The following is a 12,495-nucleotide window of genomic DNA, read 5'->3' as shown; positions in this document are numbered from 1 at the left end:
TCTGCACGCTTCTCTTGTCCCTTCCTCGGTCACTGGCGTGGCGCCACACCCTCCACCAAGTCACTCTGAATGGTCGGCGCCATTCTCGGCTTCCCTGCACCACGGAACCGACGCGTCGGCAGCGACCGCGAAGGAACGATCATGTCCGCTTCTCCGGACCGGCAGCTTGCCCTGACGTCCGCTCAGGCTGGGATGTGGCTCGCGCAGCGTTTCGCTGCCGACCGCCTCGACTACAGCATCGCCCAGTACGTCGAGATCCGGGGCGCGCTGGACACCCGACTCTTCGTCCGGGCCGCGCGCCGCGCCTTCGACGAGGCCGACGCCGTCCGCGTGCGGTTCGTGGAGACACAGGGCGATCCCGTCCAGCTCCTCGACCCGGACCGGTCGTGCGCCGTGCCCGTCCTGGATTTCACCGACCGGCCCCGGCCGGCGGAGGCGGCTCGGCGGTGGATGGCCGACGAGCTGGACCGGCCGCTGTCCCTGGAGGGCGGCCGGGTCTTGTCGCTCGCCCTGCTCAAGGTCTCCGAGGAGACCCACTACTGGTACCTGCGGGCCCACCACGCGGTGCTCGACGGCTACAGCGGCTCGCTGCTCGTACGGCGCGCCGCAGACGTCTACCGGGCCCTCGTCGAGGGCGGGCCCGTGCCGGAGTGCCCGTACGGCGCTGCCGAGGACCTGCTCGCGCACGACCGCGACTACCGTGACTCCCCCGCCTTCGCCGCCGACCGCTCCTACTGGGCCCAGATCCTGGCGGACCATCGGGTGCCCGCCTCCTTCGGCCGCGCCGGGCACGGTCGGACGCCCGGGCGGATCCGGGTGTCGGCCCTGCTGGACCAGGAGCGGATCAACGCCCTGCGGAGCGTCGCGGCGAGCTGCCGGGTGGCCCTGCCCGCCCTGTTCGTTGCGGTCGAGCTGCTGCACGTCGCCCGCCTGACCGGGGAGCGGGACATCACCCTGGGACTGCCGGTGACGGCGCGGACCAGGGCCGTGCGCGCCACGCCCGGCATGGTGTCCAACGTGGTGCCGTTGCGGCTGACGATCGACCCGGACGAGCGTCTGTCCGCACTGCTCGGGCGCATCGGGAAGGCGATGCGGCTGTCCCTCGCCCACCAGCGCTACCGCTACGAGGACATCCGCCGCGACCTGCGGCTGAGCGATGACGGCGAGCCGCTGACCGGGCCGCACGTGAACCTCCAGATCTTCGACTACGAGCTGGACTTCGCCGGTGCCCGGGCGAGCGTGCACAACCTCACCAACGGCCCGGTCGAAGACCTGGCGTTCGTCGTCTACAGCGGCACCGCGGACACCCCTTGGCGCGTCGACCTCGACGCCAACGCTGAGCTGTACAACACCGTGGACCTGGCCGTCCACCAGGAAGCCGTCCTGCGGCTGATCGACGGCCTCACCGCCGCCGGTGCCGACACCGTTGTCGGCACCCTCGGCGTCCTCGCCCCCGCGGAGGAGCGGCGGATCCTCACCGAGTGGAACGACACGGCGCACCGTTATCCCGATACGACGCTGCCGGAGCTGTTCGAGGCGCAGGCTGCCCGCACGCCCGGCCGCGAAGCGGTCGTGTACCTGGGCGAGGCACTGTCGTACGAGGAGCTCGACACCCGCGCCGACGCGCTGGCACACGTCCTGCGCGGGCTGGGCGCCGGCCCCGAGGGGCTGGTGGCGCTCGCCGTGCCCCGCTCGGCCGAGCTGATCGTCTCGCTGCTCGCGGTGCTCAAGACCGGGGCGGCGTACCTGCCCCTCGACCCCGACCATCCGGCCGAGCGCATCGCGGCGATGCTCGCCGACGCCTGCCCGACGGTACTGGTCACCACCACGGCCGCCCTCGCCCGCCTGCCTTCGGCGGAGGCCCTGCCGCGGCTGCTGCTCGACAATCCCACGGCGTCGGCCGCACTGTGCGAGGCGCCCTCCCCGCGCCCGGCCGGTGACGGCGCCGTGCGCCTACTTCCGCGGAACCCGGCCAACGTGATCTACACCTCGGGCTCGACGGGCACCCCCAAGGGTGTCGTCAACACCCACGAGGGCCTGGTGAACCGGCTGTTGTGGATGCAGGACCGTTACGGCCTCGACGCCACGGACCGAGTCCTGCAGAAGACCTCCTGTGGCTTCGACGTCTCCGGGTGGGAGTTCTTCTGGCCGCTCGTCACCGGCGCCACCCTGGTGGTCGCCGAGCCGGAGCGGCACAAGGACCCCGCGTACCTGGCGGCGCTCATCGCCGAACAGAACATCACCACCGTGCACTTCGTGCCCTCCATGCTGAAGGGCTTGCTGGCCGAGTCCACCGCCGCCGGGTGCGTCTCCCTGCGCCGGGTGCTGTGCAGCGGCGAGGCCCTCCCGGCCAACCTGGTGACCCGCTTCCACGCCGTCCTCGGCTGCGAACTGCACAACCTCTACGGCCCCACGGAGGCGTCCATCGACGTCACGGCGTTCGCGTGCGACCCGGCCGACACCTCCGGCTCCGCCCCGCCGATCGGCACCCCGATCGCCAACACCCGGGTCTACGTCCTCAACCGCGGCCTCCAGCCGGTGCCCACGGGCGTCATGGGCGAGCTGTACCTGACCGGCACCGGCCTGGCGCGGGGGTACCTCGACCGCGCCCCGCTCACCGCGGAGCGGTTCGTGGCGTGCCCGTACGGCCCGCCGGGCTCACGCATGTACCGCACCGGCGACCTCGCCCGCTGGGACACCGACGGCCGGCTCGTCTACATGGGCCGCGGCGACGAGCAGGTGAAGATCCGCGGTGTCCGCATCGAGCCCGCCGAGGTCGCCTCCGCCCTCGTCGGCCACCCGGACGTGGGCGAGGCGGAGGTCGTCGCCCGTGAGGACGGGCCCGGCGGCACGCACCTCGTCGGGTACGTGGTGCCCGACTGGCGTTCCCTGGAGGACCGGCTGGAGCGGGGCCGGCAGGAGAAGGTCGAGCAGTGGGAACAGCTCTACCAGACGATGTACGGCAGCACGGAGCCGACCGGCTTCGGCGAGGACTTCACCGGCTGGGACAGCAGCTACGACGGGACGCCCCTCCCTCTCGATGACATGGAGCGGTGGCGGACGGGCACCGTGGAGCGCATCCGCGCCCTCTGCCCGCGCCGCGTGCTGGAGATCGGCGTGGGCAGCGGTCTGCTGCTGTCCCGGCTCGCCGAGGCCACCGAGGCGTACTGGGCGACCGACTTCTCCGACTCCGTCGTCGAGCGGCTGCGCCGGCAGACGGCCGCCCGCCCCGAGCTGTCCGGCCGGGTCGAGCTGCTGGCCCGGCCGGCCCACGACCTCGACGGGCTGCCCCGGGAGTTCTTCGACACCGTCGTCATCAACTCGGTGGCGCAGTACTTTCCCAGCGCCGACTACCTCGCCTCCGTGCTGCGGGGCGCACTGGACCTGCTCGTCCCCGGCGGCTCCCTCTTCGTCGGCGACGTCCGGAACCTGCGCCTGAAGCGCGCCCTCGACACCGCGGTGCAACTCGCCCGCGGAGGCCAGGACACCGATCCCGGCGCCGTCCGCCAAGCGGTGGACCAGCGGGCGGCCCAGGAGAACGAGCTGCTGGTCGATCCGGAGTTCTTCCACACCCTGGCCGCGGCGGACACCGAGCGGTTCGGCGGGGTCGACATCCGCGTGAAGACCGGCGCCTACGACAACGAGCTGGTCCGGTACCGCTACGACGTCCTCCTCCACAAGAAGTCCGGCCGGACGCCCGTCTCCGCGGCTGGGGCAGCGCGCTGGCAGTGGGGCGAGGATGTCGGAACGGTCCAGGAGCTCGCGGACCGGCTCGCTTCCGAGCGCCCGGCCGGGCTGCGCGTCACCGGCGTGCCAAACGGCCGCACGGCGCGCGAGGCCGCCGCCGCCCGCGCCCTGTACGCGGGCGCGCACCTGACCGAGGTCCGCGCCGCGCTGCTCCGCACCGGCGCCCCGAACGCAACCGCGGACACGCTGGTGGCCCTCGGCGAATCGCTCGGCTACCGGGCGGCCGTCACCTGGTCGTCCGAGGGCCGGGACGGCGAACTGGACGCCCTCTTCCTGCCGCCCGGCACCGGTCCCCTGACCGACGTGTACCTGCCCGCGGAGAGCCGACCCGCCGGCCGCGCCCTCACCAACAACCCCGCGCTCGGCCATGTGGCGGGCGAGCTGGGCGTGTCCCTGCGCGGCCACCTGAGGGACGTGCTGCCCGACTACATGGTGCCGTCGGCGGTCGTCGTCCTGGACTCGCTGCCGGTGAACGCCAACGGCAAGCTGGACCGGCGGGCCCTGCCCGCACCCGACTTCCAGGCGCAGGTGGCCGGGCGGGCCCCGCGCACCGTGAACGAGGAGCTGCTCTGCGGCCTGTTCGCCGAGGTCCTCGGGCTCCCGGCGGTCGGCATCGACGACAGCTTCTTCGACCTCGGCGGCGACAGCATCAGCTCCATCCAGCTCGTCAGCCGGGCCCGCAAGGCGGGTCTGACCGTCTCGCCGCGCGACGTCTTCCGCCACAAGACCGTCCTCGCCCTTGCCGACGTCGCCACCCCCATCGCCGGGACCGTCGAAGAACGCCCCGAGGACGGGGTGGGCGAGGTGCGGTGGACGCCGATCACCCATCACCTTCACGGGCTGAACGGCCCGGTCCGGCGCTTCCACCAGTCCACGGTCCTCCGTGTCCCAGGAGGCCTGCGCGAGGACGTGCTCACCGACGCGCTGCAGAGTCTTCTCGACCACCATGGCGCGCTGCGCCTGTGGATGGCGGGCGAGGACCGCACGTGGAGGTTCGAGGTAACCGGGCCGGGTGCGGTGAGCGCCGGTGAAGTGCTGCGCCGCGTGGACGTGACGGGGCTGACGGACGACGAGCGCCGGTCGGTGTTCGCCGAACGGACCGCCGAGGCGGTGGACCGGCTCGACCCCGCTGCCGGGGTGATGCTCCAGGCCGTATGGTGCGACGCCGGAGCGCGGGAAGCGGGCCACCTCGTGCTGGTGATCCACCACCTCGCCGTGGACGGCGTCTCCTGGCGCATCCTGCTTCCCGACCTCGCCCAGGCCTACGCGGCGCACGCCGAAGGCAGCCACCCGGCCCTCCAACCAGTGGGCACCTCCATCCGCAAGTGGGCCGAAGCACTGCACGGGCTGGCCCACACCCCTGAACGCGAGGCCGAACTGCCCCTGTGGTCCGCGATGCTCGCCGGTGCGGACCCACTGCTGGGCCGACGCACCCTCGACCCCACACGCGACGTCCACGCCCGGCGCCACACGATATCGCTCACCCTGCCCGGCACCTGGACCACCGAAGTGCTGACCGGTGTCACCAAGGCGTTTCACGCCCAGGTGAACGACGTGCTGCTGACGGCGATGGCGCTGGCCGTGCAGGACTGGCGCCGCCGCCGCGGACTGCCGGGCTCCACCGTGCTGCTCGACGTGGAAGGCCACGGCCGCGAGGACGTCACCGACGGGACCGACCTCTCCCGCACCGTCGGCTGGTTCACCAGCCTGTTCCCCGTGCGGCTCGAAGCCGAACTGTCGGACTGGGACGACATCTGGGCGGCGGGCCCGACAGTCGGTGCGGCCCTCAAACAGGTGAAGGAACAGCTGCACGCCCTGCCCGACCACGGCATCGGCTACGGGCTGCTGCGCCACCTCAACACAGCCACGGCCGAGGTCCTCGCAGAGGCGGGCCGCCCGCAGATCGGCTTCAACTACCTCGGCCGCTTCACCACCGCGAGCGGCTCCCCCGACTGGGAGCCCGACCACGACTTCGGCGGATTCTCCGGCGGCGCCGACCCCGAACTGCCCATCACCCACGCCCTGGAACTGGACGCGCTCACCGAGGACGGCCCTGACGGCCCACGGCTGGTGGCCCGCTGGTCATGGGCGGAAGACGTCTTCTCCGAAGAAGACGTCCAAGACCTCGCCCGCACCTGGTTCAAGGCCCTCGAAACCCTCGCCACCCACGCCCGGAACCCCGACACCGGCGGCCACAGCCCCTCCGACCTGCCCTTCGTCACACTCACCCAGGACGACATAGACCAGCTGGAGCGTGCGACGCCCGACCTCGTCGACGTCCTGCCGCTGACGGCGCTGCAGGAAGGGCTGGTGTTCCACGCCGCGTACGACGACCGGGCCCCGGACGTGTACAACGTCCAGCTGGGCATCGACCTGGAAGGCCCGCTGAACGCCGGCACGCTGCGCGAGGCCGCCGAGGCGCTGCTCAGCCGCCACGGCAACCTCCGGGCCGGTGTGCGGCAGCCCGACCGGGGGGGCCATGTCCAGGTCGTACGGGCCCGGGTGGAGCTGCCGTGGGAGGAGGCCGACGCCGCGGACGACGCGGAGGCCGACCGGCTGGCCCGGGAGGACCGGTCGCGGCGCTTCGACCTGGAGGAGGCACCGCTGCTGCGGTTCACCCTCGTGCGCCTCGGCGAGGAGCGGTACCGCTTCCTGTTCACCACCCACCACCTTCTGCTCGACGGCTGGTCCATGCCCCTGGTGATGCAGGAACTCTTCACCCTCTACGGCAACCGCGGGGACACCCGAAGCCTGCCCCCCGCAGTCCCCTACGAGAACTACTTCCGCTGGCTCACCGCACAGGACACCCCCGCAGCCGAGAACGCCTGGCGCACAGCCCTCGCCGACCTCGACGGACCCACCCGCCTCGCCCCCCACGCGGACAGCCACGCGTCGGTCGCCCCGCACCACCACTCCGTGGGGCTGCCGCGCGAGCTGACCGAGGCCGTTGAGCGTCAAGCCCGCCGCCACGGCATCACGCTCAACACCGTCGTCCAGACGACCTGGGCCCTGCTGCTGGCCCGCCTGACGGGCCGTGAGGACGTTATCTTCGGGACGACGGTATCGGGCCGCTCGCCCGAGGTGCCCGGCATCGAGTCGATGATCGGCCTGTTCATCAACACCCTGCCCGTGCGGGTCCGCCTCGACCCGACCGAGCCACTGCTGGACCTGGCGGCACGCCTCCAGCGGGAACAGGCCGAGCTGTCCGCCCACCAACACCTGGGCATGGCCGACATCCAGCGACTGACGAACACCGGCGGCGAACTCTTCGACACCCTGACCGTGTTCGAGAACTACCCACTGGACCCGGACGCCCTGTCCAAAGCACACGGCCTGCGCTTCACGGGACTGCACACCCACAACGACGTCCACTACCCGCTGGCCCTCATCGCTCTCCCCGGCCACCAGCTGACCCTGGACCTCACCTACCGCCCGGACCTCTTCGGCGAGGACGAGGTCGTGCTCCTCGCCGAGCGCTGCACACAGCTGCTGCGGACCTTCGCCGACGCAGGTCCCGACCTCCTCGCCGGCGACGTCGAGGTCCTCTCCGGCGCCGAGCGGCATCAGGTGCTGGAGGAGTGGAACAGCCCCGTGCCCACCAGGCCCGTGCGCGGTGTGGTCGAGCGGTTCGACGCCGCGATGGCGGCCGCCCCGGACGCGACGGCGGTGGTGTGCGGGTCAATGCGGCTGACGTACGCGGAGCTGGACGCGCGGGCGAACCGGCTGGCGCGGGTCCTGCGGGCGCGCGGCGCCGGCCGCGGCGATCTGGTGGCGGTGGCCCTGCCGCGGTCGGCCGAGATGGTCGTGGCGGTGTTCGCGGTACTCAAGGCAGGCGCCGGATACGTTCCCCTGGACGTGGCCTACCCGGCGGACCGGATCGCTTTCATGCTGGACGACGCCACTCCCCGGCTGGTGATCACCGACCGGTCGGTGTCGGGCGCGCTGCCGGACACCGGGGTCGAGGCGCTGGTGCTGGACGACCCGTCGTGCGTACGGGAGCTGGCGGCGGTGCCCGGCGGGCCACTTCCGGAGGAGGAGCTGGGCGGCGCGGTCCCGGAGGGGGCCACCGCGTACGTCATCTACACCTCAGGGTCGACGGGCCGCCCGAAGGGTGTGGTCGTCTCGCGGCGGGCGATGGCGGTGTTCCTGTCGTGGGCGGTGGACGAATTCGGGCCCGAGGGGCTCGCATCGGTCCTGGCGTCGACGTCGTTGTCGTTCGACGTGTCGGTCTTCGAGATCTTCGCACCGCTGCTGGCGGGGGGCCGGATCGAGGTTGTACCAGACCTGCTGACGCTGGCCGAGCGCCCGTGGTCGGGCTCGCTGGTCAGTGGCGTGCCGTCGGTGGTGGCGGCACTGCTGGAGGCCGGGGCACGTCTGGACTGCGAGCGGTTGGTGCTGGCCGGCGAGGCGTTACCGGAGCACGTGATGCGCCGGCTGCGGACCGACGCGCCCCAGGTGCGGGTGGCGAACCTGTACGGCCCGACCGAGTCCACCGTGTACGCCACCGGCTGGCACGAGAGCGACCCGGACGAGGCGCTGGCGCCGCCGATCGGGCAGCCCCTGTCCGGCACCAGGACGTACGTGCTCGACGGGCGGCTTCGCCCGGTGGCTGCCGGAGTCACCGGTGACCTGTACCTGTCGGGGCCGAAGGTGGCCGACGGCTACCTGGGCCGCCCAGGCCTGACGGCGTGCCACTTCCTGCCCGACCCGTACGGCCCGGCCAGTGCGCGGATGTACCACACCGGTGACCTGGCGCGCTGGGACGAGCAGGGAACGCTGCACTACCTGGGGCGCGCCGACGACCAGGTCAAGGTCCGCGGTTTCCGCATCGAGCTGGGCGAGATCGAGTCGGTGCTGGCACGCCATCCGGACGTCACCCGGGCGGCGGTCACCACCCACACCGCCGCGACGGGCGAGCACCTGCTGGTCGCCCACGTCCTGACGGCTTCGAGCGCCCGCCCCTCCCAAGAGGAGCTGGCCCGCCACCTCGCCGCCGCACTGCCGGCCCACATGGTGCCGTCGGCGTTCGTCCACCTCGACTCGCTGCCGGTGAACGCCAACGGCAAGCTGGACCGGCGGGCCCTGCCCGCACCAGACTTCCAGGCGCAGGTGGCCGGGCGGGCCCCGCGCACCGTGAACGAGGAGCTGCTCTGCGGCCTGTTCGCCGAGGTCCTCGGGCTCCCGGCGGTCGGCATCGACGACAGCTTCTTCGACCTCGGCGGCGACAGCATCAGCTCCATCCAGCTCGTCAGCCGAGCCCGCAAGGCGGGTCTGGTGATCACGCCCAGGGACGTCTTCCACTCCGAGACGGTGGCCGGGCTCGCCGAGCTCGCCCGGACCACGGGTGCGGCGGTCGTCGAACGGACCGAGGAGGGAGTGGGCGAGGTGAACCTCACACCGATCGTGCACCACCTGCGCGAGCTGGGCGGTCCGGTGCGGAGGTTCCACCAGTCGATGGTGGCCAGGGTCCCGGCCGGTCTGCGCGAGCCGGCGCTCATCGCCGCTCTCCAGACGCTGCTGGACCACCACGGCTCCCTGCGGATGCGGCTGCGCGTGGGCGGGACCGGGGACGAGGATTGGGCCCTCGTCGTCGCCGGGCCGGGTGCGGTGAGCGCCGGTGAAGTGCTGCGCCGCGTGGACGTGACGGGGCTGACGGACGACGAGCGCCGGTCGGTGTTCGCCGAACGGACCGCCGAGGCGGTGGACCGGCTCGACCCCGCTGCCGGGGTGATGCTCCAGGCCGTATGGTGCGACGCCGGAGCGCGGGAAGCGGGCCACCTCGTGCTGGTGATCCACCACCTCGCCGTGGACGGCGTCTCCTGGCGCATCCTGCTTCCCGACCTCGCCCAGGCCTACGCGGCGCACGCCGAAGGCCGCCACCCCGCCCTCCAACCAGTGGGCACCTCCATCCGCAAGTGGGCCGAAGCACTGCACGGGCTGGCCCACACCCCTGAACGCGAGGCCGAACTGCCCCTGTGGTCCGCGATGCTCGCCGGTGCGGACCCACTGCTGGGCCGACGCACCCTCGACCCCACACACGACGTCCACGCCCGACGCCACACGATATCGCTCACCCTGCCCGGCACCTGGACCACCGAAGTGCTGACCGGTGTCACCAAGGCGTTTCACGCCCAGGTGAACGACGTGCTGCTGACGGCGATGGCGCTGGCCGTGCAGGACTGGCGCCGCCGCCGCGGACTGCCGGGCTCCACCGTGCTGCTCGACGTGGAAGGCCACGGCCGCGAGGACATCACCGACGGGACCGACCTCTCCCGCACCGTCGGCTGGTTCACCAGCCTGTTCCCCGTGCGGCTCGAAGCCGAACTGTCGGACTGGGACGACATCTGGGCGGCGGGCCCGACAGTCGGTGCGGCCCTCAAACAGGTGAAGGAACAGCTGCACGCCCTGCCCGACCACGGCATCGGCTACGGGCTGCTGCGCCACCTCAACACAGCCACGGCCGAGGTCCTCGCAGAGGCGGGCCGCCCGCAGATCGGCTTCAACTACCTCGGCCGCTTCACCACCGCGAGCGGCTCCCCCGACTGGGAGCCCGACCACGACTTCGGCGGATTCTCCGGCGGCGCCGACCCCGAACTGCCCATCACCCACGCCCTGGAACTGGACGCGCTCACCGAGGACGGCCCTGACGGCCCACGGCTGGTGGCCCGCTGGTCATGGGCGGAAGACGTCTTCTCCGAAGAAGACGTCCAAGACCTCGCCCGCACCTGGTTCAAGGCCCTCGAAACCCTCGCCACCCACGCCCGGAACCCCGACACCGGCGGCCACAGCCCCTCCGACCTGCCCTTCGTCACACTCACCCAGGACGACATAGACCAGTTCCAAGAGGAGCTCGACGAAACATGGGAGATCTGACGGTGGCGAAGACGCTCCGGAGCAAGCCCACGATCGAGAACGTCCTGCCGCTGACGGCGCTGCAGGAAGGGCTGGTGTTCCACGCCGCGTACGACGACCGGGCCCCGGACGTGTACAACGTCCAGCTGGGCATCGACCTGGAAGGCCCGCTGAACGCCGACACGCTGCGCGAGGCCGCCGAGGCGCTGCTCAGCCGCCACGGCAACCTCCGCATCAGCGTGCGCCGGCGTCCGCAGGGCGACAGTGTGCAGGTCGTGCAGTCGCACGTGGTGCTGCCATGGACCGAGGCGGTGGCCAGCAGCGGGGCGGAGGCGGAAGAGATCGCCCGTGCCGAGCGGGAGCGGCGGTTCACCCTCTCGACGGCACCGCTGCTGCGGTTCACCCTCGTGCGCCTCGGCGAGGAGCGGCACCGCTTCCTGTTCACCCACCACCACCTCCTGCTCGACGGCTGGTCCATGCCCCTGGTGATGCAGGAACTCTTCACCCTCTACGGCAACCGCGGGGACACCCGAAGCCTGCCCCCCGCCGTCCCCTACGAGAACTACTTCCGCTGGCTCACCGCACAGGACACCCCCGCAGCCGAGAACGCCTGGCGCACAGCCCTCGCCGACCTCGACGAACCCACCCGCCTCGCCCCCCACGCGGACAGCCGCCAGTCCGTCACGCCGCACCATCGTGTCGTCAGCCTTCCGCCGGAGCTGACGCGGGCCCTCACCGGCCAGGCGCGCCGCCACGGGCTGACGCTCAACACCGTCGTCCAGGTGGCATGGGCCCTGCTGCTGGCCCGCCTGACGGGCCGTGAGGACGTAATTTTCGGGACGACGGTATCGGGCCGCTCGCCCGAGGTGCCCGGCATCGAGTCGATGATCGGCCTGTTCATCAACACCCTGCCCGTGCGGGTCCGCCTCGACCCGACCGAGCCACTGCTGGACCTGGCGGCACGCCTCCAGCGGGAACAGGCCGAGCTGTCCGCCCACCAACACCTGGGCATGGCCGACATCCAGCGGCTGACGAACACCGGCGGCGAACTCTTCGACACCCTGACCGTGTTCGAGAACTACCCACTGGACCCGGACGCCCTGTCCAAAGCACACGGCCTGCGCTTCACGGGACTGCACACCCACAACGACGTCCACTACCCGCTGGCCCTCATCGCTCTCCCCGGCCACCAGCTGACCCTGGACCTCACCTACCGCCCGGACCTCTTCGGCGAGAGCGACGTCGACGACCTGGTCGATCGGTACACCCGGGTCCTCACCACCCTCGCCGAGGCCACGGCGCGGCTCCTCACCCACGAGGTCGGCCTCCTCACCCCGGAGGAACAGCGTCGGGCCGTGGAGGAGTTCAACGACACCGCCCGCGAGGTGCCCGCGGTCGCGGTCCACGAACTCTTCGAGGAGCAGGCGCGGCGCTCACCCGAGGCGACTGCCATCGTGTTCGAGGACAAGGAGGTGTCGTACGCCCGACTGAACGCGCGGGCCGACGACCTGGCCCACACCCTGCGCGGCCTCGGTGTCGGACCGGAAAGGCTCGTGGCGCTGGCCGTACCCCGTTCCGTGGAGATGGTGGCGTCGATGCTCGCCGTACTGAAGACCGGCGCGGCGTACCTGCCGATCGACCCCGATTACCCGAGTGAACGCATCGCGTACATGCTCGGCGACGCCGCGCCCGCGCTGGTGGTCGTCACCGAGGTCACCCAGCACCTCGCCGAGGCTGCTGGGACGCCGTGGCTCCTCGTATGAGTCCCGCGCCAGGCCGACGCCGCCGTTCCGCTTCCGACGCCCGGGAGTGAGGGAGTGCACGCCCACCGGACCGACCGTCCGGCATTTCCCTCTGGCCCCCTACCTGCGCGCCGCTCAGGCGCACGGCGGCGCC

The 12,495-nt window shown here is 72.1% G+C and carries 2 protein-coding genes; both read left to right on the top strand.

Annotated features, from left to right (window positions below; translation table 11 throughout):
* Positions 1-141: 141 nt before the first annotated feature.
* The gene (locus N7925_RS31765) at positions 142-10,620 is read left to right on the top strand and encodes a non-ribosomal peptide synthetase (protein WP_274345889.1); all 10,479 of its coding nucleotides are present in this window, start codon (positions 142-144) and stop codon (positions 10,618-10,620) included.
* Entirely contained in the window at positions 10,608-12,362 is a 1,755-nt protein-coding gene (locus N7925_RS31760; RefSeq protein WP_274345888.1) for a condensation domain-containing protein, read from the top strand. The genes N7925_RS31765 and N7925_RS31760 overlap by 13 nt, the downstream gene beginning before the upstream one ends.
* Positions 12,363-12,495: the final 133 nt, after the last annotated feature.

It is taken from the genome of Streptomyces sp. CA-278952 (assembly GCF_028747205.1).
Classification (GTDB): Bacteria; Actinomycetota; Actinomycetes; order Streptomycetales; family Streptomycetaceae; genus Streptomyces.
This window is presented reverse-complemented; position numbering and strand designations above follow the sequence as displayed.